Genomic DNA, 25,717 nt, shown 5'->3' with positions numbered 1-25,717 from the left:
TCTGAAGATTCTGAGCAAGGCTCTCTTTTTGAATGAGTTCGAGACGATTATGAAGAAATTTGGGATCCCCTGACAGTCCAGGATCAATTAACGCCCTACCATTTGTCTCGGAATTACGGTATTCATGAAACTCAACCGTCTCATTTCACAAATACCCAGACTACCGCTTCAAATTTGGCTTAAAATTTTGACGCTGCCTGCTGTTGGACGCCACAGTGGTAGGTTCGGTTGCATGCACAAACATGGCCATTCGGCGGGGGCTCAAGTAGGCCAGGGCAGGCAGGGGTATATCCTTCACATGGAGGGCCTGCTTGATTTCCAACTCAGGCTCTTGTGACAAATTGACCAACATCCCATCGTTTCGGCAGATCCAGGGCGCATATAACAACACCGTCGGTCTGGTGGGATGATGAATATTGATCCGTGCCACGACCCCGAGAAATCCATCCGATAATTCCACCAGGCTCCCCGGTGGATAGACCCCAATGGCCTGCACTAGGGCTTGCACCACCTCCGGACAGAATCTGGACGATTCTCCCTTCATAACCACGTGGCGAAAGAGTCGGGACAACGCGGCATGAGGGGTGAGACTCGTTTGTAGGTCAGGAGCATTGCAAAGTTCATCATAATGGTCCGCAACCATAACGATTTTTGTCGACAATGAAAGGCCGTCCGCTCTCATACCATTCGGAAACCCCGAACCATCCAGTCGTTCATGATGCCGTTCAATCATTTCCAATACGGCTGGACTGGTATCCGGGAAGGAGGCCATCAGGTGTCGCCCTACCTCCGGATGTCGTAGCCTCAACTCCGGATCCGATTGGACTTTCATACCAACCGCACTAAATCGGACATTCATGGGTAACGCGCGATAACCCACATCGTGAAACAACGCTCCACGCCCAAGCTCAAGTAATCCCTCGACTTCCAAACCCAACTGACGACCGATGAGGAGGGAGAGGGTGCATACGTTGAGGGCATGTTCAGACAGGCCCCACGTGGCCCCGTTACTGCCGACCACATCGATTAACGACATCGCCGTTTTGGGATGTTGTATGGCAGTGACAATACCCATGATCATTGCATCCGCGGTTTTCCGTCCGGACTGCCTGCGATCACTCAGTTGCCGGAACAATTCATTCCCCTGTCCCAGGGTTTTTTGATATGCCCCTTCAATCTTACGCAGGTGATTCTGAAATTCATGGTAATCCTGTCGCCGGTCCAGGATTGAGGATAGGGAAGATTCTTTTATCAGTGGTTCGTCGTCTTCCGGGTCATCGAATGTTGAATCGGAAATGGCCTCCGTGTCTTCCTCCCTACTGACGCTCTCCTCATGATCCAGGGGACGCCGGTTTTCATCCGGAACATCCTCAACATCGAAAGAAACCGACCGTTCGGGATCCTGGAGAATGACGACATTTTTGAGGGCTTGAATGGTCGTCAGATCATCAGAGGATTTAATTTGAAAGGTATTCGTGGGAAAAGGATGGCTGAACCAGGACCCTTCGAGTTTGACAAACGTCCCGACCCGAAGATCCCGGATATCTTCAACTTTAAAGAACGGCATAGAACAATCTCTTTTTCAGCTATACATCAAAACATCGATTCGGGGAATGACTACAATTATGGGACTAAGCAGAAAGCTCCAGGCTTTTTCGGAATATTTTCCTTATTGGTTAAGTCTTGACACCTGCCGACAGTGAATAATCCCTTTTTCCTTTCATGCCGAGCGAGCCTCACCACCCCAATCTGCCCCTTTTTTAGGCGTGGTTCCCGCTACCCAAGTCTTGCCTTGGAACCATGTCCCCTTTCGGGTAGACTTGGTTTCGAATCGTTTTTGACAGCCCTCTCAGGAGACACAAACGATGCAGGCTTCTCCCATCGCTCCCACCAATCTTCCAGATACTATTCCCGAGGCCTTTTTTGCACTCACGGCCATCGCCCCCGATCATGTGGTCATGCAAATAAAAGAAGGGGAGAGGTATCGACAACACACGTATGGGGAAGTGTCACGGCTCATTCGGGGATTGGCGGGCAGTCTTCATGAACACGGACTTGGTCCGGGCCACCGTGTCGCACTCGTGGCTGAAAATCGTCCGGAATGGGTGATTGCTCATCTCAGCATCCTCACCGTCGGCGCCACAGCCGTTCCACTGGATATTCAAATGCCACAGGAGCAACTGCTGTCCTTCCTCACCACTTCCAATAGTCGGCTCGTCTTCGTCAGCTCAAAAACCGTGGCCTTAATACAAGGCCTTCCCACCACGATCACCGTCGTGAACATGGATCCCGCTACCACATCTCCCCACCTGTCCATGAAAGATCTCATATCACAAGGACAGCAAAAACCGTCCGTCGATAGGGGAGTGAATCCGGACGATGTGGCTTCGTTACTCTATACCTCTGGCACCACCAAAAAACCCAAAGGCGTGCTACTCACGCACCGCAACTTTATGGCCAACGCCAAAGACATTATGGGGAAAGATTTAGCGGGACCCGAAGACAATTTTTTAGTTATGCTCCCTCTGCACCATGCCTATCCCTTTATGATTGCCTACCTTGTTCCCATTCTCCTGGGCGCCAGAATGACCTTCTTAACTTCACTCAAGGGACCGGATCTGGTGCAATGTCTTCAGGAGACCGGGATCACAATCGTCGTGGGTGTCCCTCAAATTTTTGCCATGATTCGTCGGTCAATATTTGAAGAACTCGCCCGGCGTCCCGCATTCGTCCGTCCGCTCATCACGCTTCTACTCAGCCTGTCGGATTTTGTGAGAACCCATACCCGCTGGAACCCGGGACGCCGTATCTTTACCCCTGTTCACCGCCGATTTGGTTCCTCGCTTCGGCTTCTGTGCTGCGGCGGAGCCAAACTCGATCCACAAATCTCGAAAGACTTAGGGAGCCTTGGATTTACCATTCGAGAAGGGTACGGGCTCACTGAAACGGCGCCCGTGATTGCCTTCAGTTCCTTGTCTCGACTGAAACCGGGTTCCGTCGGTCCACCACTCGCCAGCGTCGAGGTGCGAATCGATCGGCCAAACGAAGAAGGAATAGGAGAAGTGGTGGTACGTGGGCCCAATGTGATGAAGGGCTATGACCAAGCACCGGCAGAAACGGCAGAGGCGATTCGTGATGGCTGGTTTTTCACCGGAGATCTGGGCTATCTGGACTCAGACGGATACCTGTTTCTCACCGGACGCATCAAGGAACTGATCGTCACACCTGGAGGAAAAAACATTCTTCCCGAAGAATTGGAAGAGGCGTACCAACAGAATCCGGCAATCGCCGAACTCTGTGTCCTTGGACTCCCCCGGGCTGGTGAGGAGGGCGAACATCTTCATGCCGTGGTTGTCCCAAATTTTGATTATTTACGAGAACACAAAATTCATGATTCCGCCACTTATATCAAAGATGCGCTGAATAGTGTCGCCGCAACCCTTCCCTCCTACAAACGGATCAGTGGTGTGAACTTCATCAAAGATCCCCTCCCACGTACGCGCTTAGGGAAAATTCAGCGACATCTTGTTCGGGCGATGACGCAATCTAAGGAGACTGCCGTTGAACCCGCACCGGAGCAGGAACCTGAGACCGACCAGGAGATTCGCCAAACAACCATTGGCCAAGCGGTTATCCAAACGCTTATCGGGCTGATTTCCGCCGACCGCGCCCTACGGTTGGACGATCACCTGGACCTGGACTTGGGATTCGACTCATTGAAACGCGTCGAATTTCAAGCAGCCCTCGAAAGCCGGTTGGGACCGGTCCCGGAAACGTTTATGGGAGAAGTCGTTACGGTGCGTGACGTCATTACCAAGCTCATGACCCTCAAGCAAATTCCCGCTGATGACACAGAAACCTCCTCCTCCTGGCATCAAATCTTCGGAACCCCACTCCCTCCAGCCCTGACAAAGACCGTCCTCGCGCCGCTTTCCAGAGGAAATAAAATCATTGGACAGATAGGCATGGCTATTGTCGGAAGCCTCTCCCGTATAACCTTCCCATTGACCGTCAAAGGCATCACACATCTGCCCAAGGAGGGACCTTTTATCCTGGCGGCCAACCATCTGAGTTTTGTTGATCCCTTTATTATTTTGGCGACCGTTCCACCATCCACCTTTTCACAACTTTACACTCTTGGCTGGGAACCGTTTTTTCGATCACCTTTTCGTCGATGGGTAGCGCGTGTGGGTCATGTGATTCCCGTGGGGCCGGAGACGCCCCTGGTCAATGTTCTCAAGGCCTCAGTCGCCCTTCTCCGGAACGGGAAAAGCCTCTTGATTTTTCCCGAAGGGGAACGGAGCCTTGACGGGCAGCTCCTTCCATTCAAGAAAGGTCTCGGGGTTCTTGCCTGTGAATTACACATCCCCATTATCCCGGTCAAAATCGAAGGAAGTTTTCAGGTCTGGCCTCCCGATGCCAAGACACCTCAACGTCATCCCATTTCCCTCACTTTTGGGGAAGGGCAAACCTTCACCCCATCCATGGTTGAAACATGGACAACCAAAGGGGAAGACCCTCACCTTCTCGCCACAAGACAAATCCGTGACGCGGTGGCATCACTTTAACCTTTAATAATAGGGGGGAATCTTTTAACCTTTTCGTGCCCGAACATGACATCTGTCCCCAAACCTCCGGCAAGAGAAAAGCATACAACGCATGGGCCAGAGTTTTAAATGGCAGTAACTGTCCTTAACCCAAAAAAGGAAAGAGGGATGCTCGACATTCTTCCTCTTTCACATATCATATACGACCGACCAGGGAGAGCGCGGGTTTTGTAGACACAAAAGAAACAAGGTTTTACTTGAGAAGCGAAGGAAGCTCGAAATAACCTCCATCCAGAGCAGACGGCTTTTTACCTGAAAGAGGCTTGGCCAAGAGCCCATGCAACCGGGAAATGGGTAGATGCCAGTCCGCCTTTAAATCCGCAGATTCTTGATAGAGCAGGCGAGCCTTCTGTAGCTCCCCCTTCCGTTCTTCAAACAGGCCGAGATGATATGCAACCCGCCATCGAGGAGCCCCGAGTTGTTCGGCCACCGCCAATTGAGTCCTGGCTTCTTCAAGTCGCCCTGAAAGAAACAGGGTGGCCGCATACACCTCCCGGAGCTGAGCATGGTCAGGAGACAGCTCCATGCGCTGTTTCAGGAAGGTAAGGGCGAACGGGAGATTCCCTTCTTCCAGAGCAATCCGTGCCCGCAACACCGCCGCATCCGGGTGCACTTTGACCAAATTCAAAATGGATGAGAGCCGTTCCGAGGCTTTCGCAAAATCCTTGTCCTCATAGGCCAGAACAGCCGTCGTCATCAAAGAAGGAATGTGGTTGGGACACACAAACGCAATTCTTTCGATTTCACGGTGTAGCGCACGGCAACGATCCATTCCCCGGGCATCGCGGTCGCATCCGCCAGGAGTCGATCGGGCTTCCTCCAGCAAATCCCACGCTTCGGCCAGTTGAAGATCGGGCACCGCGCAGGCCGTTTCGTATTGATTTCGAAGATAAGGGGCATCGGCGCAAGCCGAACAGACAAGCAGACCAACTATCAACCCATAGGCAGACCACATCTTCACGTCGACTCCTCTTCCGTGTAGGGCCTCACAGGCCAGACCATCACCGAATCCCTCCCGTTATCCCGCTCACAAGGTTCACCAGTTGATGTAACGAGGGACCAAGCGTGGACACAAATATTCCCGGGAGAAAGCAGAGAATGAGCGGAACCACCATTTTGACGGGAAGGGCTTGCGCAAGCATTAAGGCCTGCTCTCGGCGACGGTTACGGAGATCGTCGGCCTGACGGCGAAGCGTCGTGGCAATACTTGCCCCCACCTGTTCGCTTTGAATCAGTGCGGAAATCAGGAACGAGACGGAAGTCACTTCCAAACGGGAGGCCAGCCGTCGAAGACCCTGCAATCTGGACACACCCAGTTGCAGCTCTCGATGGTAAGTACGAAACTCCTGCGACAAAGGCCTGGTGCGAAACTGTGCCCCGAGAATTCTATCCAAGGCCGCATCAAAACTCAGCCCCCCTTCTGTCAGGGTGGCCAACAATTCCAGCATCAATGGAAGATCATGATCGACATCCATGACTCGTTGGCGACGGGACGCACGAACCATCAGCAATGGAATGCTGGCTAACAGGGAAAGCACAATCCAGGGGCCCGCATAGGCCACGGAAACAAAAGCCTCCCCGATTCCTCCGGGAATACCCTGCAGTGGTACCACCATCACATCGACCACGCCAGACCGGTTCATAACATACGCACTCGCAATTCCAAGGGCGAGCGCTCCTCCGGTAAGTCCCATAAAAACCACGGGCGCCAATCGTCCGCGGAACCCCGCCAAAAACAACCACCGGCGCAGCCACCAATCGGAGCGTCCCCGTCCGAGATCCAGAACAGAACGTTCCGACCCCAGAGTGTCCCGCACCCGCTCAGCACTCCGGTGACGACGTGCCCAAGCAACCATCCCGAACAAGAGCAGAAGGAGCGCAACAAACATTCCCGCCCAGGGCGTCAGCATGACTGATGCCACAATCGCGACAATAATCAGGCCGAAATACCACATACGATCCATGACGAGCTCACCTAAAATTTGACCTGACTGATCCGGTTAATCCACACGATGCCCAACGCTTGCAATCCGATAGCGGCTCCCGCCAGCAAGGATCCAATATCACTATTGAAAAAATTCTCAAGCGGGCGGGGATTCGCCCTCCACATGATGAACGTCAACACATAGGATATGACCAATACCCCGATCACCGAGGCTTTAGCCTCTACGGCTTGCGTCCGAATACGCCGGGAGAGTTCAATCCGGTCCCGAATTGTCCTTCCCACAACGGACAAGGTGGGGGCCAGACTCCCTCCCGTCCACCACTGGGCCGAGAGCGTCAGCGAAAACAGTTGAAAGGTTTCTAACGGGACCCGCTCTCCTAATTCTCGAACTGCGGATGCGGGGTTTTCTCCCAGACGGATTTTCCGCACAAGGTTATCCAAATATGGCCGTAGAGGCGCGGCAGACTCCTGTCGGGCGGTATCCAGCGCCTTGGGGAGGGATAATCCCGCCTGCAAGGCTCCCACCATCAGATCGATCGAATCGGCCAATTGGGTTTCAATGCGGCTCAAGCGCTTGCCGGCAATAATAGACTCCAATAAAAATCCTAGCACGCCAACCATCAGCCCTGCGGCTCCGGCAAACGGGAGAGAGAACTCCACGAAATAAAATAGGCCAACACTCGCCCCCACCCCTAGACACGCGGGTATGATCCGATAGCGGGGAGGGAATACGTGCCGGACCGACCGGCCGGTCTGCGGGGATTCCCGCCCTGCCCCATCCTGCGCAAGCCTGGCCTGAGTGGCCATTCGAAAAGAGAAGTTTCTCCACCACCAGACGCACAGCCCGACAATCAGACCAATCGCCATCAACCCCGCAAGTTCACGAAAACCCATGGAGATCTCTTCCTCCGGTAAACAGGGACAAGGGAATGTCGATATGCTGCTCACGCAATTCTTCAACCACTCTTGGAACGATACCGGTCGGCACAAATTCTCCGGCCACACGCTTTCCCCGAAACCCTCGCCGCCGGAATTGAAAGATGTCCTGCATGAGAGGGGTCAGGCCTTCCATGCCGGTCATTTCCGCAATCGTTTCGATCCGGCGCACGCCGTCTTCATACCGCCGGACCTGAATAATAAGATGAAGGGCAGAAACCATTTGCTCTCGAATGGCACGGGAAGGCAATTCCGTGCCCGCAAAAAGCACCATAGTTTCCAACCGCGACAACGCATCACGAGGAGAATTGGCGTGGACCGTGCTCATGCTGCCTTCATGACCGGTATTCATAGCTTGCAACATATCCAGGGATTCCGGCCCACGAACCTCCCCGACGATGATCCGGTCCGGCCGCATCCGTAAGGCATTCACCACCAGATCCCTGGCCATAATCCGCCCTTTGCCCTCGATATTCGGCTGTCGGGTTTCCATCCGGACCACATGTTCCTGATCCAGGTGCAATTCCGCGGTATCTTCAATCGTAATGATGCGCTCGTGAAAGGGAATGGACTCCGACAACGCCCCCAACAAGGTGGATTTCCCGGCCCCCGTTCCACCCGAAATCAGAAGATTTTTTTTGCCACGAACGACCAGTTCCAGAAACGTCGCCATATCCGGCGACAGCGTTCCCAGCCCCAGGAGATCATTTCGCCGTAGCCGACGGACGCCAAACCGCCGAATGGAGAGGGTCGGCCCATCGATCGTCGCCGGAGGCAGGGTGGCATTGACCCGCGTGCCATCGGCCAGACGCAGATCCACCATTGGAGAGGCCGTATCCACCCTCCGGCCCATTTGCGCCGCAATCCGCTCGATCACCCGAATCACATGATCGTCGTCCAGAAACTGAACGTCAGTTTTTTCCAACCGGCCATACCGCTCCACATAGACTGACTGGTGGCCGTTGACAAGAATATCCGTCACAGCCGGATCGGCCAACAACGGAGTCAAGGGACCCAAACCAATGGCTTCCTCGGTCAATTCTTCGGCCAGCCGTCCCTGCTCCGCCTGATTTAAAGGAATGTGTTCCGATTCTAAAATCCGCGCGGTAAACTCCTTCACTACGGCCGATACATCCTCATGATTGAGTCCAGCGGCCAAATGTTCTCCGATTTCATTCAGGAGTCGCTCCTGAAGGGCGCTTTTAATTGACAGATAATCGGCATGCTTGACTCGCGCCAATGGATCATCCAGCAATGCTTCGTCTTTGACCACGTTCATCGCCGGACGTTTCAGCGCAGCCTTGAGCCTCGAGGCCGTATCCGCACTTAATGATTTGCCAAACGGAACGGGCGGCCGGCTCTCTGGGGACGAAGGTAATGGGAAATCCTGTTCGCTCATGGTCAGGGAACGGTCAGGCCGGCTCCTCGTTCATCAGTTTCGCCAAGTGATCAATTTCCGCGGCAACGGCACGGTCCGCTAACTGCTCAATTTCCCCAACCAACAGATGTGCGCTACGTCCGAACCCGAAGTATCGGATAGCCTGGAGCACATACGGCTCCCCGAGATTGGCGCAGGTTAACAGTTTCTTTTGATAGGGAAAGACATAATGGAATTCTCGCATCAACCGCTCCTCAATCTCCATTTGCGTCAAATTTCCGGCAAAATTCCGGTAGTTTTGATTCAGGACCAAACGCTGACGCTCGACCGGACATCCAAGCCCCTCCAAAATCGGAAGCAGTTTGGCCGTGCCAATGACATTGGGCGCCGTTCCCTGCATCACGACAAAGGTAAAGGTGGACAGATCCAACACCGTCATCACGACACTATCCAACATGGGAAACGTATCAACCACCACGTACGTGAACGTTCGTCGCGCTAAGTTCAAAATACGATACATGGATTCCTCATCCACCTCAGACGCTTCGGCCGCATTCCCCGGCGCGGCCAGAAGCGCCAACCCGCACGGATGAGACACGGTCAATTCGCGAAGCAACGTCTCATCAAGACGTCCTTTTTCACGAACTGCGTCCACAATGGTCGTTCGGGGATTCAGATCAAGCATCACCGCAGCAACGCCCAACTGCAAAGACGCATCCACCAGCAACACCTGGCCGGGATGGCGACTGGCCAGCAAACACGCCATATTGACTGAAATCGTCGATTTCCCCACTCCTCCTTTGTTGCTGACAAACGAGACGATATGGCCAAGCGGGGACAAGCTGGATTTGGTCTTTCCCTGCACAAAAACCCGGTCGAGGACCTGTCGAATTTCGGTGCTAGAGAGCGGGTGCCGGAGGAAATCCTGAATACGCGCCCGGACGCCTTCAAGAATAAACGCGCTTTCCGATTGATCGGATTCAAAAAGATCGGGCTTGTACAAGCCGGCAATAGCGGTTCCCGGCAACATCTGAGACACATCAATCGTAAACTCCTTCAAGCCGCGAAGATCTCCATTCATCTCGACACAAATCAATTGAGGCCGGCGGTTCCTGGCCAGCTCTTCCGCATGGCGGAATGACTCGGCATAGACCGTGACGCATCGGTAACTGCCCACACCCTGAAGCGCGGAATCAAATTCCGCGCGGAGTCCAGGGGATTTCCCTACCACGAGGATATGGAGATTCGTTTCCATTACACGTTCAATCCCTAACGAACCAGCGCCGGAGCCAGCAGGGCTCCCTCTTCCTGAATGTCACGATTAACTTGAAACAACCATGCCAATTCGGGTTCCGGCAGAAGGGGAAATGCAGGCAGGAGAGTGACGGTGGCATTTTCTACAGCCACTTGACCCGGTCGCCTGATAATCTGGACCGAACCGGGCGCGGTTCCAGTCATTTCAACCCGTGCAAATCCTACCACCCGTTCCGTCCCCAAAAAATCTTCGTAGAGAGGTGCATATCCGTCGATCGTCACCGGTCCCCCTTCAGGAAATCGAGCAAGAACAGGTTCGCCAATGCTCGTAACCGGAAGGAGAAACCGGCCGATTGCCGTGGACCCGACCGCCACGACCCCTGAAGAATCCACGGTACCCGGACTGGGAACATCCACCACCAGAGAATCCCGCCAGCCGGCACGGACAAGACCAAATGGGGCAACACCCAGACGGGGAGGCTCGGACAAGGTATCCGGCAGACCCACCCCTCGAACAGGGCGGGCATCGGCAATCGCGGTCGCCCGCACAGTTAGGCCCGTAAAACGAATTCCAGGCGAATCGATTTGGGCCTGGAGAGGCGAGCCAAGTCCTAACACCAGCGGCAGGGTCGGGCCGGCCGAACTCACTCCCGGCACATTATCGACGCCGGCCTGACCTTGAAAGGGTTCCGGTTTTATGGAGCGCCGCAATCGCACGAGAAAGGCATCGGCCGTCGGACTGGCGTTCACTTCAGCCGGGACGAAATCGATCCGGGTATAATTTGCACATTCCCTGTGCGGGGCTTCCACCGAACAACCGGGATCGGGAATCCCAAACGTCCCGCTGACCATATCGCCATGTCGGGCATTGGCTTCATCATTCCATTGCAACATCGGTTTGTAGACGGGGGCCGACCGAACGTCTACTGTCTGCATCGCATTGAGGTCGGTTTGTCCTCCAGTCAGGAACACATCAGGCCCCGCACCAAACTGCAGGAGATCGTCGGTCAGATCAAAATCATCATCATACGTCCATGCGGCCAGCTGGCTCACCGCCACCCGGCGGTTCAGATCACTGGCAACCGGATCCTCTGGGGCCACATCACGCAGACGCAAGCCTTCCCCCGCACCGGCATCTGCAACATTTTGCATTTGCACTCTGGTGAGATTGACATACCCCCAATCGATCACTAGCGAGCCAATACCCAGCATTCCCCAAACCAGCAAAACGAACAGCACCAACATAGCCTGACATTCCCAAAGCGTAACGTGTCGCGTTCAAGCATGAACGCGCATCGTGTATAACATCGCACTATTTCTCCTGATCCGACGCAACAGGCACGGTAATTAACTCCCGTTCCCCCGATCCGTTCAAGGTTTCCACAAACGTGAGCGAAGATTCCGTATTTCCATTTTTTGAAATCCCGCCAGACGACTTCCCTAAAGCCAACGTATTCCCAAAGGGGCTCCAGGGTTGGGATTCCGGTGTCTCGCTGTCCCTGGGATCGTCCGGATGTCCTGAACGAGGAATGGTCGTAATCTCGGCCTTCACGGCCACGGCTTCGGTCAATGAAGCCACTTCTTCCGGGTCCACCGCGATGACGATTTCTTGAACAGGCTTCTTTTTGACCACAAGACCCTGGGTCAGCGTATTCATCGAGAGAGGAATCTCCCGGGTCGTCAACGATTGAACCAGCACACCGTTTTGCACCAGCACCCGCACGGTGGCTTGTTTTGCCCAATTATGTAAATTCGCCTGGAGCGCTAATTGTTGACCATAGACTCCTCCCATGGTCAATGATTTATCCTTCCCATCCGCGTCGATCGGCAATGTCGCGATCAGGTCGAAGCGATCTCCGGGATTCAGGCCATATAACCCGCTGACCTGACCGGCTTCGACCCGCACCGCCCGCTTCCCTGGGGGAATCCCCCCGACTAACCCAGGACGGGAACCACGCGGCAGAAAATCGACTTCCGTGAAAACATATCCGGCAGGCTTCTCTCGCCCAAGGACACGACCGAGAATGTCCGTTAAATCGGTTTTCATGACCTCGGTCACCTGTTCCGGGGGAAGCAGCACAACAGACAGCTGCCCTTTCCCGGCATTCCACACATGTTGACGGTTCAATTGGGTGAACGCCGGAATCGTTTGCGCGCTGACCGGAACGGCAACCAGCCCCTCCGTGGAAGGCCCGCAATTCACTCCGAACCAGCAAGGGTTCACCAGGCCGGACACCCACAATCCCCCTAGAATCACGACAAGCATGCCCGCCAAAAAAAACGGGGACGACACAAATCTGACCCACGGCGATCGAGGGTGAAACCCGGCAGTTTTCATAAGAACACCTCCCGCCTGGAAATGGCTTGAGCGGAAAGAAGCTTCCTGTAGGGCCTGAGCGTTTCACCGCCAAAAGCCAATTGTCCTCCCAATCCGAAACGTCCGCCGTACACGCCTACTTCAGGCAAGTCACCAACCCCAAATGGCGTCCCGCGCGACGGAGCATTTATGGAATCGTCGACGCTTTCATCGTCCGCTTGAATGCGATTGTCCAGGTTCGGTTCAAACGGGCCTCCCGGACCTTGCTGAAACCCGCTCAACATCGCCGCTTGAAACGGATAATTGATGCGAACCGCCACCAGACCCCGTTGAGGAGGCGGATTCTCGGGGTCAAGTGGCACCAGACTGAAAGAGCCGTTCGTGATTTCTTCAAGAACCGGAACCCATCGAATGGCTTCCACGCCATCCGCCCCGCGGGATTCCACCCGTGGAATTCCCACTCCCAGACCACTCGGAGCCAAAGGATCATTCAAAAGCGCACCGGGAAACCTCAGCAATCGACGGCGGGAACCTTGAATGTCAGCCTGTTCGAAAATCATGAGCGGCCTCAACATTTTATTAACCATCGGCAATTGATCCAGAAACGATTGAAATGCCACATCGTCATCGCCAAACGCGTCGAGATCGATGACCAGCAAGGCCGGATCGAATACCCGGGCCAGGACCGTTGGATCCTCCAACGCTTGCTCAAAGGTCATGGCGGCGGGAAGGGGGACCAATGACAATTCCCTGGCGGCCACACGGGCGGCATCCTGGAGCACTTGAGCGGCAAATACCATTTTTCCGATGTCCACAACCAACGCAACCAGCACATAGAACACCAACGACAGAAAGGCAAATTCAATGAGTACCCCGCCACGCTGGGATGCAACCGGACCAAGGGGGGGATGAGCCTTGGTCAGTATGGCTTTCATACTCCGCTTCACAAGCCTTTCTCCTCAGGTGCCGGCCATGACTTGAATTCCCAAGCCGGCCGATAGTCGGTGAGAGCGGGAAAAGCCCAGAGGCCCACCTCGGGAATCGGTTCCCTCATAATGACAGGATGGATGACAATCACAAGTTCAACCTCTTCGTCGTTTTGCGTAAACCGTCGAAACAACCAACCCAACCCCGGGATATCACGAACTCCAGGAATAAAGTCCTGCTGATCTGATTGGTCACGCGAGACGAGACCTCCAATCAGGATGGCCTGGCCATCCTGCATACGTGCGCTCGTCTGCATGGACCGATTTTTGAAAGATGTCGTGGGTTGATCGCTTCCAGTAGCCTCTTGGATGCCCTCCGTCAAGGTCAAATCAGGTGTCACCACTTGCGGAACCACGTCGATCGTGAGATCCCCGTCTTCTCCCACCAGCGGGCGAACACGAAGAGAGATCCCAAATTCACGAAACTCGACAAACTGAAAAACCCCTGCCGCACCAGTGGTCTCTCCACCCCCGAAAAACGGGGAAAATGCCTGCTCAATCGGGACTTCTCCTCCAACCAGAAAAGCTGCGATTTCTCCTGACAGCACAGTGAGCGAAGGAGAGGACAGGCTTCGCGCCAAATCCAGACTCTCCAAATACGAGAAGACTGATCGAATGGCAAATTCGCCGCTTCGAATAAATGTGTCGGCTACAAGCGTACCAGTCAGAAAACCCAAAATGTTTCGGGCCCCGGACTCGGGGGCTGACCCGAAATTGTCAAAGGTCCCGACAAAGTCCGAGCCATAGGATCTCAGTTTTGTCCGATTAACTTCATAGAGCTTAATGTTGACCCGAATTTGCGGAAGATCCCTCACATGAAGAAAAGAAATAATACGTCCGTGGGCCGCTTCAATCACTTTGGCCCGGGCAAGATTCGATTCCACCCGGTTAGTGATGCGACCCGACCGACCACCCCCTCCTCCTCCTCCAAACAACTGGCCAATTCCGCCGCCCCCACCAATCATCAGTCGGCCTTGCTGCCCTCCCCCCTGCTGTTGAGCGAAACGTCCGGCCAACGCCCCCGCTTCATCCCCCACAACCCGTATATTCTTTTGCGTGGCCCCCTCGCCGATCAGCATTCGGGAACCCACCTCCAGCACACGCAAGAGGGCCACTTGATTTTTCACCGACCCCTCCAGGACAAAGACATCCTGCTCATCATCACGCACAATACCTCGTTTGACTCGCCGCACCGTCACCTGCTCACCCCCAAGATTCCGGATTGCCTCTTGCATGCGCTCCTCGGGGGTAGCCGGCAACGTATCCAATTGAATCAGATTGATAATGGTGCCGCCGACAGGGATGGCCTCCGCGACTTCAACGTGGGTTGAGGAATCGCTTGATGGGGATTCTCCATCTCCCTCATCATCGGAAGAAGAGCTGGATGATCCCGAGGATTGACTCGACCTTCCGGGCTGAGATTGATTTGCCCGCTGCCCGCCGGAACTTTTCACAAAGGGCCCTTGACCTGCCTTTCTTTCTCCTTTTCTGGCATTCACATATTTCTGCGCGATTCCCTCCGCCGCCTGAGAATAGGTCACATCAGGAACCTTTCCGGTCAGAATCAAGGCGTCACGGTCCGGAGCGCTGGTCACACCGATGCTGGGATGAACGTTATGCAAAGCCGCATGCAGAACGGAAAGATCCAACTGCACATTGCATTGATAATGGCGAATCGCTCCTGACTGAAGCCAGACAATGACCGAGGTGCGTCCTGGCCGCTGACCAAGAAACAAGATTTCCTTATTGTTAATCAGCTGAGCCGAAACGATTGAGGTATCACCCACCGCAACCCGCTGCACCGGATCATCAATCAACACACGTCGGTGTTGTGCCACAATCACGCGCAAAGGGGTAGGAGACTCCGGGGATTTTTTAAGAACTATTGTCCTTGGGGATAGCTTCGAAGAGGGCGTTTGGGCTATTGCGGTGGGAAGAAGAAGCAGGAAGATCAGGCTAACCAGCAGGCTCATACGCCGGACATTCAGATAGCCCAGAGTGACAGGCTTTGGCAATCCGGCTGGATTATCTTTCATTTTATTCGTTATACCCTCGTTCATCTACACACCGGTTCTATCTTGCTCCAGGCCCAATCCGCTCTTCCCTCACATGTCTTGCAAGGGCGTGTATGGTCCGACTGTAAAGGTCTTATAGGAGATTACTTCGCTCGCCCACGAGGTGATTCTTCTGGACTGTCAGAGTCATCCAATGAACGGCTATTTTTTACCAATGGACGGCTCAAACAAAAAGCCTTCCCGGCCTGACTCGACCGGGAAGGCTTTTCACTCGCGTGCATACACAAACCCTTGGGAGCTTACTCAGCTTGAGCTTCGACAACCAATGTCGAAATACTCGTAGTGGTCCCAAGATTATTTCCTAGCCGTTCGGTGCCGGCGTTGGCAACAATGCCACCAATATCCAAGGCAATGGCATCGCCACCGGGTCCATTATCTACACTGGTTTCAATGATTTTTCCTGCGACAATCGGGGCATTATCGTCGGCATGTGCCCCGGGCAACACCGCAGCGACCGCGGCCATCATATCCGAGGTTTTATGGCCGAATAACGACACGGCGGCGGCTCCGATCAAGGCAATTCCCGCGACGAGAAGGCTATATTCCACCAACGCCGCGCCCGCTTGACTACGTAACTTTTTAAACATACGAAAACCCTCCTTTTAAGTGATATTGACGCCTTGAGGACCCTGGAGGGTCAAAGAAGACAAATCCTCCTTCAAGCGTCCGGGCGCTCGCCCAAGGCCTGGTAATCCGGAATTGGTTTTTGACTGAATGGGTTAATGGAATTTAAGAAGGCATCCTTATCTGTTCACGTATAAGGTCGCCATCTCATGTATTCCACTTTCTTTTTTTGAACAGTTACATTCATGTCATGAGCAGTTAATGGCCTATATGACTGGATTGAAGTGGTGGAAGCGAAAACCGGTGAGAGAGCGAAGAACAGGGGTCTGTTGAAAAAAGCCGCCAGCGGCGTTCTCGCCATTTTTCCATGCTCACGTACGAAGCGTACGCTCCGCGCGAAAAAACGGCTGCGGCCTTGCTGGACGGACCCTTCGGGAAGACTCAGGGCATGCTTTTTTGAACCGACCCGGAGCCTTTGATGAGTAATCTAATCCTGGGCAAATTTGCCCTTGAAAATCTTTATTATTCAACACTCCCAACAGTGTAGGTCTCTTACAAACTCTGGGTTTGCCCAACAAAACGGGACTGGTTAACGCTAGCCCTAAGCGATTGGTATGTAATCCGGGTGGGGTGACCTATCACCCTCATATGTTTGCAACATTCGGATTGGCCTGAGTTGTGGGCGTGAGTCATTTGGTTGTTGAATCATCTCTCAGGGCAACCTGAATGTCGCTACATACTCCGCGATCCCATAACCCTACCGATATGTACCCGTTTGAGGCAGATTACGGAACAACTATTGTTGCCTGCTGAAAGCGACAGAGGCAGTAAAGTCTCAAACGACAGAGATGACCCAAGCAGGATGCTCAGAATTGCCCCGTTTTGGCTCGTCCACCACGACCTGGTTGCCGCGCCTCTTCGTTCTGCGTCGCAGGCTAGGCACGCCGTCTGAGGACTTCTCCGGGATCCTATTAGTGCCTCGCGACGACTTCACTATCATTAATTGTCAAAATGACTTGCATCCCCCAACCTGTTGAATGTGCTCGACAGACAACAAAAAGCCTTCCCGGCCTGACTCGACCGGGAAGGCTTTTTACTCGCATGCATGTACAAACCCTAGGGAGCTTACTCAGATTGAGCTTCGACAACCAATGTCGAAATACTCGTAGTGGTCCCAAAATTATTTCCTAGCCGTTCGGTGCCGGCGTTGGCAACAATGCCGCCAATATCCAAGGCAATGGCATTGCCACCAGGGCCTTGACCATCTGCGGTTTCAATAATCTTACCGCTGACAATGGGGCCATTATCGTCAGCATGCGCCCCGGGCAACACCGCAGCGACCGCGGCCATCATATCCGAGGTTTTGTGGCCGAATACCGCCACGGCGGCCGCTCCGATTAAGGCAATTCCCGCGACGAGGAGACTGTATTCCACCAACGCCGCGCCTGCTTGACTACGTAACTTTTTAAACATGGAAAAACCCTCCTTTGAGTAAAGTTGACACCTCATGCACCCTTCTGGGGTCAAAGAGGACAATCCTCCTTCGAGCGTCCGGGCACTCGCCTGAGACTTACGATTTCCGGAAACCTGTCACTGAACGGACTACACGGCTTTCCATAAACTTTCATTTCGAATGCCTGTCAATTTATAAAGGCGGGATGCGCGTAAACCACAGTCTTTTTTTACGAACGGTCATATATTTTCATGAGCGGTTGATTGGCCTGAATGACTGGCTTAAGGCAGAAGGGAAGGGAAAACCGGCAAGGGACCGGTCCTCAAGGCAGACTTCTTACAACCTCAAGATTTGGTGCCGTAAAAAACGTGACTGACTGCGGCTGACTCTGAGTTGTTGGGTATTGGTCAAGGTGACGACATACGACCCTCCCGGCATAGTAGCCACCCGGCATATCGACTCCACATTGACCAAAGTCCCGCGACCCAAACGCACGAATCGCCTAGGATCCAGTCTGGCCTCAAGAGCCTTGAGCCGGTGGCTGATGGTATGACGTTCCTTTCGAAACGTGGTGATATGCATCAACTCTCCATCCGAGACGATAGAGGCAATCTGATTGACCGGCAGGAAAATGATCTCTTCCTTCTTTTTGATCGGGAGTCGGTCAATGTAATCTGAATTCTCCGGAGAGGCTCCCTCCTTGCCGCGCGGTCGAGCTTCCAATTCATTCGCCATGACATCTTCCCGTTCCAGACGTTCCTTTGCCCGTTTGATGGTTTTTCGCAATCGCGTGCGGTCGACCGGTTTCAACAAGTAGTCGATGGCCTCGATATCGAACGCCTCAATGGCATATTCATTGTGGGCTGTGACAAACGCAATCAACGGAATATGCCCTTTTTTGATGGCCTTGACCATGGAAAGGCCATCCAGTCCAGGCATTTGAAGATCCAGCAATGCCAGATCGGGTTGTTCCCGTTGAATCAGCCTGATCGCGTCCTCACCGCTCTCGGCCTCTCCCACAATGTCGACATCATCAAGAGTCTTCAAGGTCGTCATCAGAAATGACCGTGCGGGCCGCTCATCGTCAACAACAATGACCCGGAGTTTTCCGCTCATTCTTTCGCCCCCTGGCCGGAAGGAAGGCATTCGGATTCTTCTGCCAGGAGATCGCTCGAACCAACAAGAGGAATACGGATGCGTACAATCGTGCCAAGCTTCGGACTCCGATGCATGGAAAACGCAGCATGATCGCCATAATGTAATTGCAAACGTTTCTTAATATTGGCCAACCCGATTCCGGTTCCCCAGGCGACCTCCTGCCCCTTGCCGACCGGCCCATGTCCCGTATCCTGCACCTTGATCACAAGATCACGAGTCCTCCATGCTCCATGACCATTTTCGATTTTCCGGTGCTCCACTTCAGCCTCGATTTTAATGACCCCACCCTTGGCACATTTTTGGATTCCGTGTTTCACTGCATTTTCCACCAGTGGTTGCAACACCAAAGCCGGCACCGGCAGGTCTCGTAAATTTGACGGCACATTGACTTGATAGGCCAACCGCCGTTCGAAACGCGCCTGTTCAATCATGAGATAGGCATGGACTAAATCTACCTCCTGACCCAAGGTGGAAAAATCCCCTTCAAGGCGCTTCAACACGCCTCTCAGCAATTCCGTCAGCCGCATGAGCGTGTCCAACGCCTGCGCAGGGGCCGTTTGAATGAGATAGCCGATAGTGGTCAAGGCATTAAATAAAAAGTGAGGGTTCAATTGCGTGCGAAGAGCCCGGAGTTCCGCCTCAATGGTGAGCTTTCTCATTTCCTGTTCTCGAATGGCGACGGCACAGCGCTCATGGGCCGAACGCACCGCATCGATCCTTCGGGCAATGATATGCGCCACGGCTTCCAACAGGAACAGGTCGTCCGAAAGCAATCGCCTTCGATGAAGAAGCCCCTGGATCACCAGAACGTATTGAGGCAATTCCATGGTCGGAATAAACACGAGGAATTCCTCTCCGCAAGACCGGGACAAGGAAGACCCACTGCTCCCTTTTCTAACCAGGCTCCCCACGGAGATGCCTCGACTCGCCGGAGATTCTTCCGCACGATCCCCGTCCAACAAGCCGACCTGACCCGGCCATTCAGGCCCGGCCTCGCCTTCCAGGCTCCAAGGCCTCCAGCTAATCCGTCTGGCCAACAGAGCAGGCTGGAGTAACGCACCGACACGGAACAAAATCCGTTCAGGCTCCTCCTCCTGATTAGCAGCGATTGCTACCTTCTGCCTGAGGTGATCGTAGTCCGGACGCCGCAACACGACGACATCCACCAGCCAGATCACCGCTTTTTGTAAATAGGGATAGGCCAGCGCCGTGATGATCCAAAGTGCTAAAAAAACACCAAGCCGGGATAGGTTGGCCATTTCATGGTCCGGGTCGAGCAGTAACACCGGAATCCCAACGGTGATCAAGGCACCAAGCGTTACCAGGGCCAACACCAAAAACGATAACGCCCGCTTCAAGAAAAGGTCTCCCAGAGCAAAGCGGTAGTCCTGATAGAGAATGGCCAGGGCCAACAGGAGGTTCGCGTGATGACCGACAAGCTCCATGCCCCAGGAATATTCCCCGCTCTCATGCTGACTGAAGGGAAGAACCGCAATGGCCAATCCGGAAAGAACGACGATTCCTCCCATATAATCCCACCCTTCCGTCCGGACCCTGACAGCCAGGAGCCAGATCAGAAACACGAGATAGCCCCAGACCATGACTTGGAGCGCTGTTCCGGACATGCTCCCCGACTCCCCGATCAGAGCAGCATGCAGGTGCATCAGGGATGCCCACCCGCTTAACACAAAACCGGATACGGAAATCATTCGACGAATCCAGGCAGGCAGACCCATGGGCTGCGTTTCAACCATAGCCAAAACAACGACAGCGGGAAGAAACCCCAATGCGGAGACCGCCAACGCATATAACACCGGAAGCGGTGCGGTCAGGTGTAAATTCGGAAGCAGAAAGGCCAGCAGGGCTCCAACATTCCATAGCAAGCCTAAAATAGCCGTCCAACATGCAAGCCATCTGGGTGATTGCGCAGAGGGTTCGCTCTGACTCTTTTGGGGCGATTCCTGCAACGCCCGGATAACCAGCCACAACAACATGGCATACAAAACCACGCCGATGGCGTACCCGCTGACGTGGGGGATAAACGAGACGGAGAAATCGGACACCTCAGTCAACATGGTCCTGTTCCATGACAACCATTTCCTTTTCTTCCAAAAATTTGCGCCTCATCATAGAGCCGATAGATTATTTCCACGAAGCTATCCTGACGAGTGGTCGGTTTCAACCCATCAATGGTCGTTTAATCCCGGCATTGATGGTCAGGGTTTCATCCGGATCTTTCTCTTTGTCCGCTCTCAAGCCAGGCCCGGATTCGGCCGAACATAACCATATGCCCACAGCCATCACCCCTACAGATCAACCCATGAGAACACACATGATGATGACTCTCTTTCTGACGTTGCTGCTCATCTTTTCTATCGTGAAGCCGGCCGTTGCCTGTGGAATCGTCGGCATCATGTTCATCCACACCAGCCTCCAATTACGTCGGCTCCGGCACCTTTCATCCTCCTATCTGGACCGTCAACTATCCGTCTCATAGACTAAATCTCCCTAACGCGGGATGCAGACGGAAGCTAGAGCAGACACGCCCAAGATCCCGATATCGACGGAACGAAAGTCCGCGTCCGTCCAAAAGACCGGAGGGACTTCAAAGCTATTTGCCGTTTTTCGAAATACGGGTTGAGAAATGCTGGAAATTACGATTGGGGAGGAGCTCGAGGTGAACTGGAGGAAATAACCGAGAGGCTGTTGAAACGTGAGGGAACCTGGACCACCATATCGCCTGATCGAAACAGACAAAGCCATGAAGAGTTCGCATCGAACGACAGGGAACCTGTCGTCTGAAGATGTACCCAATCACAGAGATCGAAATCCGAGTGGGCATGGCCGGGGAGGTCTGCGCCGGCCAGGATATGCTGGACACCCAATGCCGAAGAAAGGGGCAGGATAGCCAGGATGATGGCAAGAAGAAATCCAATGATCTTGTGCTGGATTTTCATGGATTTCAATAATAGAACAATTGAACTACTTTAACCAAGGCACTTGGAGCATTTCAATTCATCGACGCCCGTAACGAGAACCGAATCCCACCCTCGCTTTTTGGGCTGCATGATACTGGCAGGCAGTTAGTAAAAACCCACGGCCTTGGGGACTACGCTGCAGAAATCCGACGCAGTTCGCTTTGGAGCCTATGATGTAACCAGGTGCATGTGGCAGGTTCCTGCGAAGGGCTTATTCCCCGCTGCGGATACCATAATGCTCTGCATGCTCTTCCATCCCCTCATTTTCTGGTTGCCGGCACCCTTCCTGACCGGAAAGAACACCATTCCCGCACAGAAACAGTGTCCGGCGTTTATTGCTCATGTTGATGGCAGCCTGCGCAACGGCAAAGCCGCCGGTTCCAAAATCCGGCCCAGGCAATGACGCATGCCCCCGTAATATCCAGGGCGATCTCTCCGGGACTTTGGTGATCCATCCACACACGCGAGATCAACAACACACCCACACCGATTCCGGATAAATAAGCAGGCCTCCTGTCACGATGAACGGGATAGGTGGCTAATAATCCGAATCCTGCCAGCAGCCCGATCCCTCCAAGAAACAGCCATTCGGTATTTTCACCAAACATCATTTCCAGAATCCCATTCCATTCCCCGGACGAATGCGCAAGAATGAAGGGCAAACTTAACGGCACTATCGGCGTGAGAGCACAATGGATGGCGCAAACCAAAGACGCCAAAGACCCGATCTTTGAAAGATGAAGACCAAAGGATTTCATGGCTTCATTGACAGTCGGGGCATAAACCGTTGAATTCCAAAGACTGGTCATTTACGAGGAAACTGGTCTTACTTTTAATCAGGAATTTGAGTCGTTTCAACGAGGGAAGACAAAGCGATTCAATTCTTCCGCATTTCTGACAACGCACATGGGAGGAGAGCGCACGACCATCCCGCCATTCATAGCGGAATTGCCCCTCCTGGGCAAACGCCAATTGCGCCACCAATCCCAGCCGGGACAGAACCGCTAAACTCCGGTATACCGTGACCCGATCGATCGACACGTGATCTTCCTGCAATCGCCTAAACACCTCCAAGGCACTCAAAGGATGGCCGGCTCTTTGTAGCACCTGCAGAACCGCCTGCCTCGGGCGGGTAAACCGGTACCCCCCTGTCCGTAAGGCTTCTTTATACCTTTTTTGTAACCGGCTCACTTTCTCCGCACCCAATTGACGGCTTTCCCGCCCATCGATTCATAAAAAACGGAACCCTAATAAAAGAAATTTTCATCTGCATGAAAATAAAAATGGATGGTCATTTCCGGCCAACCATCTGCCAATCCCCCTCACTTTCCAACGACATGAACCAGCGATATACGCCAGAGTCGGATCAAGTCCGGTACGGAGGACCCGATATCATCTAAAGATGGGAGCGCAGCCTTGAATCAGTTCTTCATCATGCGCTCAAGTTAGCCATTCCCTGATGGCAATAAAATCCGTTCTGCCATTATCATGAGGTAAACCTTACGCTCTTCTCACACAGGAACAATTGATGAACACACTCGAAGACAAACTGTCGCGCGCGGGAATGACCGCCTCATTCCTTTGTGCCATTGAATGCTCACTGACCCCCTTCGCAGCCGTAGTTCTTCCTCTTGTCCTCGGATCACAAACGGAAATCTCATCCCGTTTCTTTCCGGAAACCGCGCACACCCTCGACTGGATCCTGATGGGAATCGTGGGATGCCTGGCCCTGGGAAGCCAAATACTCAGCATCCCTCTCCATCGAAAACCGGCCCCGCTCATCCTGTCCGGAATAGGATTCCTACTCATGATGTATGGTCGCGTTTGGTGGGAAGGTGGTCAGGCCGGCGAAACCCTGTTCATGATCAGCGGCGCGGGAGTGTTGATTGGAGCCGGATGGCTGAATCGACGGGTACATCACCAAGGCTGCAGACTTCATGCACATACGTGTTCGAACGGGAACAAATCTGCATCACACCGGTCTCTTCCTGTGCCCCACATCCATACGTCAATCGGGGACTTCCTTGACCCGGGAAAGAATGAGTGTTCATGAATTGGCCTGATTCGTCAGATCGGAGAAAAAGGAAGATTCGTTCCCCAGTAATGTCCTGAAATCTGCTATGAATTTCGCATGGGAACGCACACCTGTTCATGGCAAACACCTGTCTCCACGCATAGGTGCGCAAGACCGTAAGGCTCCACCTCTCCCTCGCAAAGCATCCAAGCCACAAAAAAATCTCAGTTTTCGGAAAGTTCCGTTTCAAGGCCCTACTCAGGCAAGGGAGATAAGCTGCAAGGGCTCTATCAACTTGCTAGAGCCGCATACAGCAGGGCATTGCGCTGATTTCATGTTGACTTTTGACTTCTAGAGCATCCTTCTTTCTTAAGATCGATGATGCGTTCGACAATCGTGGCCACAACCCTGAATCCCCAATCCCCCTCCAAAGATATTTTTTTGGGTAGCGGGAGGAGCTTGCGATCCGGCTGGAGGATTGGCAACGGCATAACCGTACGCCAAAATATCCGCCGCCGCAGAAAATGTGGACATCACCCGCTCCAGTGGGACTCCGCATTCCTGACATTCGGTGACGGGAGGGTCAGACATGTTCCGCCAAAAGGAAAACCTCTTGGAACAAAATAGCGATCGAAGACAATAGGAAGCTTGATATTCATAAATGGGCATACAGTCTCTCCATATCAGTCAATAATCATTTCCCTCGACAGTACTTCTTGCCGGTTAGGTGTACCTGAGAATTTAAATTTCGTGCGCCTTCCAGGAATCATCGGGGGACCGCAAGAAAAAAGGCAACTGAGCATTCCCCGTCGGCTTACTCATAACTCGATCCTAACCAGTCATCAACAGCAATCCCACGAAGGGATTAGGTAAGCCATGTGTGGTCAGCCACGACGAATGACGGGGCATTACTCTTTCTATACATCCTGCCTCACCATGACCTTTAAACATCTTTCGCCTTTTTTCCATTAAGAGAGGATTCTACCAATGAAAGAAAAAGCCGCTCATGGTGAGGGTTGCTCCGGCACCAGAAAAACAACGGTGTCCATAAGCGACAATCTTTTGACAATCCTTCCAGATTTTTCTAAGGTGGTATGTGAAATTTCCCTGGAAAGACGGGTTCACAAATAGTAAAAGGAGGCATCATGAGCGACCATCGTATTCATGACGAACATCCCCACACACACGGTCCCGATTGTGGCCATACCCTTATCCGGCACGAGGACCATCAGGATTACCTTCATGATGGACATCTGCATTTCCCGCACAATGAACATGTGGATGAACACACCTTAGCTGTAGGGGCTGCGAATCCCGCCGATTGTACGCCCAACCACGATTGCGATGCCCATGAATCCTCCCATCGTCATGGGCCTACATGCGGGCATCAAACGGTTCCACACGGCGACCATTTCGACTACCTGGTGGATGGTCATTTGCATTTTCCTCACGATGCTCATTGCGACAACCACGGCATGGTCCAGGTGGGTTAACTCCTTCACCGAATCAGTCCCGCCTGCCTGATAATGCAGGCGGGAGGCATACACACCAGATGCCTGGACAACCATTGTTCCACCGCGGCCTTCTATTTTGACGTGCGTATCGCGTGACATCACGGGCCATTTTGACGGCATGTTCATACGCTTGAATGACAGCCTCTTCACCATTCATGACTAATTCTCTCAGAAACGGTCATAAGAAAATTCGAACGCCAATACTGTAGTCGGACTTCTTGTATTTCAGCCGCACACTCCATCCAGCAAATGGGAGAACGACCGGTTCGTTACCTGCAGGACGTAAAGAGCGAAGAAGGAAACCCTTTCAATGAAGCCTTCTGAATGTAAAGGAATCCAATATAGTGACTTGGGAATCCGCCACAATCGAATTTTCATGAACAGTACAAATTCGCTCCTATTCTGATTTTGGAAACGTTGGATGGCCTGTGGGGCCGGAATGCGGGGTTAAAATGGAAGAAAAAAGAGGTGCACGGTCGCTTATTTCAACAGCCCTGGAATATCTTAGGCCCATAGTTGCTGAGTACACCTTTCGAGC

General features: G+C 53.3%; 23 protein-coding genes. 4 read left to right on the top strand and 19 right to left on the bottom strand.

Features of this window, described 5'->3' with window-relative positions:
- Positions 1-160 precede the first annotated feature (160 nt).
- Positions 161-1,567 carry an HD-GYP domain-containing protein gene (locus ACTRXD_RS09930; RefSeq protein WP_442431653.1) on the bottom strand — a complete coding sequence of 469 codons (1,407 nt, stop codon included), beginning with the start codon at positions 1,565-1,567 and terminating at the stop codon, positions 161-163.
- A gap of 298 nt (positions 1,568-1,865) precedes the next feature.
- Between ACTRXD_RS09930 and ACTRXD_RS09925 the strand changes: the two genes are divergently transcribed.
- Complete coding sequence (locus tag ACTRXD_RS09925; RefSeq protein ID WP_442431652.1) at positions 1,866-4,568, top strand: AMP-binding protein; 2,703 nt, start codon at positions 1,866-1,868, stop codon at positions 4,566-4,568.
- A 232-nt stretch (positions 4,569-4,800) separates the two neighbouring features.
- Here ACTRXD_RS09925 and ACTRXD_RS09920 read toward each other — a convergent pair whose 3' ends face one another.
- From ACTRXD_RS09920 to ACTRXD_RS09860, 13 genes are all read right to left on the bottom strand, one after another.
- Positions 4,801-5,568, bottom strand: coding sequence for a tetratricopeptide repeat protein (locus tag ACTRXD_RS09920; protein ID WP_442431651.1), 768 nt, complete (start codon positions 5,566-5,568; stop codon positions 4,801-4,803).
- A 40-nt stretch (positions 5,569-5,608) separates the two neighbouring features.
- Positions 5,609-6,571 carry a type II secretion system F family protein gene (locus ACTRXD_RS09915; RefSeq protein ID WP_442431650.1) on the bottom strand — a complete coding sequence of 321 codons (963 nt, stop codon included), beginning with the start codon at positions 6,569-6,571 and terminating at the stop codon, positions 5,609-5,611.
- Positions 6,572-6,582: 11 nt separating this feature from the next.
- Positions 6,583-7,446, bottom strand: coding sequence for a type II secretion system F family protein (locus ACTRXD_RS09910; protein ID WP_442431649.1), 864 nt, complete (start codon positions 7,444-7,446; stop codon positions 6,583-6,585).
- Positions 7,433-8,887, bottom strand: coding sequence for a CpaF family protein (locus ACTRXD_RS09905; protein ID WP_442431648.1), 1,455 nt, complete (start codon positions 8,885-8,887; stop codon positions 7,433-7,435). The genes ACTRXD_RS09910 and ACTRXD_RS09905 overlap by 14 nt, the downstream gene beginning before the upstream one ends.
- A gap of 13 nt (positions 8,888-8,900) precedes the next feature.
- Positions 8,901-10,121: an AAA family ATPase gene (locus tag ACTRXD_RS09900; protein ID WP_442431647.1), complete on the bottom strand. Its 1,221-nt coding sequence runs from the start codon at positions 10,119-10,121 to the stop codon at positions 8,901-8,903.
- A gap of 14 nt (positions 10,122-10,135) precedes the next feature.
- Complete coding sequence (locus tag ACTRXD_RS09895; protein WP_442431646.1) at positions 10,136-11,365, bottom strand: Tad domain-containing protein; 1,230 nt, start codon at positions 11,363-11,365, stop codon at positions 10,136-10,138.
- Positions 11,366-11,432: 67 nt separating this feature from the next.
- Entirely contained in the window at positions 11,433-12,458 is a 1,026-nt protein-coding gene (locus ACTRXD_RS09890) for a hypothetical protein (RefSeq protein WP_442431645.1), read from the bottom strand.
- Positions 12,455-13,384: a TadE/TadG family type IV pilus assembly protein gene (locus ACTRXD_RS09885; protein WP_442431644.1), complete on the bottom strand. Its 930-nt coding sequence runs from the start codon at positions 13,382-13,384 to the stop codon at positions 12,455-12,457. The genes ACTRXD_RS09890 and ACTRXD_RS09885 overlap by 4 nt, the downstream gene beginning before the upstream one ends.
- Positions 13,381-15,459: a pilus assembly protein N-terminal domain-containing protein gene (locus ACTRXD_RS09880; RefSeq protein WP_442431643.1), complete on the bottom strand. Its 2,079-nt coding sequence runs from the start codon at positions 15,457-15,459 to the stop codon at positions 13,381-13,383. The genes ACTRXD_RS09885 and ACTRXD_RS09880 overlap by 4 nt, the downstream gene beginning before the upstream one ends.
- Before the next feature lie 278 nt (positions 15,460-15,737).
- On the bottom strand, positions 15,738-16,085 hold the full coding sequence (locus ACTRXD_RS09875; protein WP_442431642.1) for a Flp family type IVb pilin: 348 nt from the start codon (positions 16,083-16,085) through the stop codon (positions 15,738-15,740).
- Positions 16,086-17,187: 1,102 nt separating this feature from the next.
- Positions 17,188-17,535 carry a Flp family type IVb pilin gene (locus ACTRXD_RS09870; RefSeq protein WP_442431641.1) on the bottom strand — a complete coding sequence of 116 codons (348 nt, stop codon included), beginning with the start codon at positions 17,533-17,535 and terminating at the stop codon, positions 17,188-17,190.
- A gap of 316 nt (positions 17,536-17,851) precedes the next feature.
- On the bottom strand, positions 17,852-18,631 hold the full coding sequence (locus tag ACTRXD_RS09865) for a LytR/AlgR family response regulator transcription factor (RefSeq protein WP_442431640.1): 780 nt from the start codon (positions 18,629-18,631) through the stop codon (positions 17,852-17,854).
- Positions 18,628-20,748 (bottom strand): sensor histidine kinase, encoded by a 2,121-nt coding sequence (locus tag ACTRXD_RS09860; RefSeq protein WP_442431639.1) that lies wholly within the window; start codon positions 20,746-20,748, stop codon positions 18,628-18,630. The genes ACTRXD_RS09865 and ACTRXD_RS09860 overlap by 4 nt, the downstream gene beginning before the upstream one ends.
- Positions 20,749-20,759: 11 nt before the next feature.
- Between ACTRXD_RS09860 and ACTRXD_RS09855 the strand changes: the two genes are divergently transcribed.
- The gene (locus ACTRXD_RS09855; protein ID WP_442431638.1) at positions 20,760-21,170 is read left to right on the top strand and encodes a hypothetical protein; all 411 of its coding nucleotides are present in this window, start codon (positions 20,760-20,762) and stop codon (positions 21,168-21,170) included.
- 157 nt (positions 21,171-21,327) lie between these two features.
- On the opposite strand, the gene ACTRXD_RS09850 is transcribed toward ACTRXD_RS09855, so the two are convergent.
- From ACTRXD_RS09850 to ACTRXD_RS09835, 4 genes are all read right to left on the bottom strand, one after another.
- Positions 21,328-21,630, bottom strand: coding sequence for a hypothetical protein (locus tag ACTRXD_RS09850; RefSeq protein WP_442431637.1), 303 nt, complete (start codon positions 21,628-21,630; stop codon positions 21,328-21,330).
- 232 nt (positions 21,631-21,862) lie between these two features.
- Entirely contained in the window at positions 21,863-21,994 is a 132-nt protein-coding gene (locus tag ACTRXD_RS09845; protein ID WP_442431636.1) for a hypothetical protein, read from the bottom strand.
- Positions 21,984-22,409, bottom strand: a complete 426-nt coding sequence (locus ACTRXD_RS09840) for a MerC domain-containing protein (protein ID WP_442431635.1) — start codon at positions 22,407-22,409, stop codon at positions 21,984-21,986. Before ACTRXD_RS09840 ends, ACTRXD_RS09845 begins: the two co-directional genes overlap by 11 nt.
- 4 nt (positions 22,410-22,413) lie before the next feature.
- The gene (locus ACTRXD_RS09835; protein WP_442431634.1) at positions 22,414-22,842 is read right to left on the bottom strand and encodes a Fur family transcriptional regulator; all 429 of its coding nucleotides are present in this window, start codon (positions 22,840-22,842) and stop codon (positions 22,414-22,416) included.
- Between the two features lie 337 nt (positions 22,843-23,179).
- On the opposite strand from ACTRXD_RS09835, the gene ACTRXD_RS09830 reads away from it, so the two are divergent.
- The gene (locus ACTRXD_RS09830; protein ID WP_442431633.1) at positions 23,180-23,704 is read left to right on the top strand and encodes a MerC domain-containing protein; all 525 of its coding nucleotides are present in this window, start codon (positions 23,180-23,182) and stop codon (positions 23,702-23,704) included.
- A 330-nt stretch (positions 23,705-24,034) separates the two neighbouring features.
- On the opposite strand, the gene ACTRXD_RS09825 is transcribed toward ACTRXD_RS09830, so the two are convergent.
- On the bottom strand, positions 24,035-24,334 hold the full coding sequence (locus tag ACTRXD_RS09825) for an FmdB family zinc ribbon protein (protein WP_442431632.1): 300 nt from the start codon (positions 24,332-24,334) through the stop codon (positions 24,035-24,037).
- A 476-nt stretch (positions 24,335-24,810) separates the two neighbouring features.
- Here ACTRXD_RS09825 and ACTRXD_RS09820 point away from each other — a divergent pair, with 476 nt between their 5' ends.
- Complete coding sequence (locus tag ACTRXD_RS09820; protein ID WP_442431631.1) at positions 24,811-25,158, top strand: hypothetical protein; 348 nt, start codon at positions 24,811-24,813, stop codon at positions 25,156-25,158.
- The last annotated feature ends 559 nt before the right edge of the window (positions 25,159-25,717 follow it).

This window comes from Nitrospira sp. T9 (assembly GCF_052156535.1).
In the GTDB taxonomy this organism is placed as follows: Bacteria; Nitrospirota; Nitrospiria; order Nitrospirales; family UBA8639; genus Nitrospira_E.
This window is presented reverse-complemented; position numbering and strand designations above follow the sequence as displayed.

Excerpts from the sequence above, each read along its gene's own strand:
- ACTRXD_RS09930 (WP_442431653.1), bottom strand. The coding sequence starts at position 1,567 with ATGCCGTTCTTTAAAGTTGAAGATATCCGGGATCTTCGGGTCGGGACG.
- ACTRXD_RS09925 (WP_442431652.1), top strand. The coding sequence starts at position 1,866 with ATGCAGGCTTCTCCCATCGCTCCCACCAATCTTCCAGATACTATTCCC.
- ACTRXD_RS09915 (WP_442431650.1), bottom strand. The coding sequence starts at position 6,571 with ATGGATCGTATGTGGTATTTCGGCCTGATTATTGTCGCGATTGTGGCA.
- ACTRXD_RS09910 (WP_442431649.1), bottom strand. The coding sequence starts at position 7,446 with ATGGGTTTTCGTGAACTTGCGGGGTTGATGGCGATTGGTCTGATTGTC.
- ACTRXD_RS09905 (WP_442431648.1), bottom strand. The coding sequence starts at position 8,887 with ATGAGCGAACAGGATTTCCCATTACCTTCGTCCCCAGAGAGCCGGCCG.
- ACTRXD_RS09900 (WP_442431647.1), bottom strand. The coding sequence starts at position 10,121 with ATGGAAACGAATCTCCATATCCTCGTGGTAGGGAAATCCCCTGGACTC.
- ACTRXD_RS09895 (WP_442431646.1), bottom strand. The coding sequence starts at position 11,365 with ATGTTGGTGCTGTTCGTTTTGCTGGTTTGGGGAATGCTGGGTATTGGC.
- ACTRXD_RS09890 (WP_442431645.1), bottom strand. The coding sequence starts at position 12,458 with ATGAAAACTGCCGGGTTTCACCCTCGATCGCCGTGGGTCAGATTTGTG.
- ACTRXD_RS09880 (WP_442431643.1), bottom strand. The coding sequence starts at position 15,459 with ATGAAAGATAATCCAGCCGGATTGCCAAAGCCTGTCACTCTGGGCTAT.
- ACTRXD_RS09875 (WP_442431642.1), bottom strand. The coding sequence starts at position 16,085 with ATGTTTAAAAAGTTACGTAGTCAAGCGGGCGCGGCGTTGGTGGAATAT.
- ACTRXD_RS09870 (WP_442431641.1), bottom strand. The coding sequence starts at position 17,535 with ATGTTTAAAAAGTTACGTAGTCAAGCAGGCGCGGCGTTGGTGGAATAC.
- ACTRXD_RS09865 (WP_442431640.1), bottom strand. The coding sequence starts at position 18,631 with ATGAGCGGAAAACTCCGGGTCATTGTTGTTGACGATGAGCGGCCCGCA.
- ACTRXD_RS09860 (WP_442431639.1), bottom strand. The coding sequence starts at position 20,748 with ATGTTGACTGAGGTGTCCGATTTCTCCGTCTCGTTTATCCCCCACGTC.
- ACTRXD_RS09855 (WP_442431638.1), top strand. The coding sequence starts at position 20,760 with ATGACAACCATTTCCTTTTCTTCCAAAAATTTGCGCCTCATCATAGAG.
- ACTRXD_RS09850 (WP_442431637.1), bottom strand. The coding sequence starts at position 21,630 with ATGAAAATCCAGCACAAGATCATTGGATTTCTTCTTGCCATCATCCTG.
- ACTRXD_RS09845 (WP_442431636.1), bottom strand. The coding sequence starts at position 21,994 with ATGAGCAATAAACGCCGGACACTGTTTCTGTGCGGGAATGGTGTTCTT.
- ACTRXD_RS09840 (WP_442431635.1), bottom strand. The coding sequence starts at position 22,409 with ATGAAATCCTTTGGTCTTCATCTTTCAAAGATCGGGTCTTTGGCGTCT.
- ACTRXD_RS09830 (WP_442431633.1), top strand. The coding sequence starts at position 23,180 with ATGAACACACTCGAAGACAAACTGTCGCGCGCGGGAATGACCGCCTCA.
- ACTRXD_RS09825 (WP_442431632.1), bottom strand. The coding sequence starts at position 24,334 with ATGCCCATTTATGAATATCAAGCTTCCTATTGTCTTCGATCGCTATTT.
- ACTRXD_RS09820 (WP_442431631.1), top strand. The coding sequence starts at position 24,811 with ATGAGCGACCATCGTATTCATGACGAACATCCCCACACACACGGTCCC.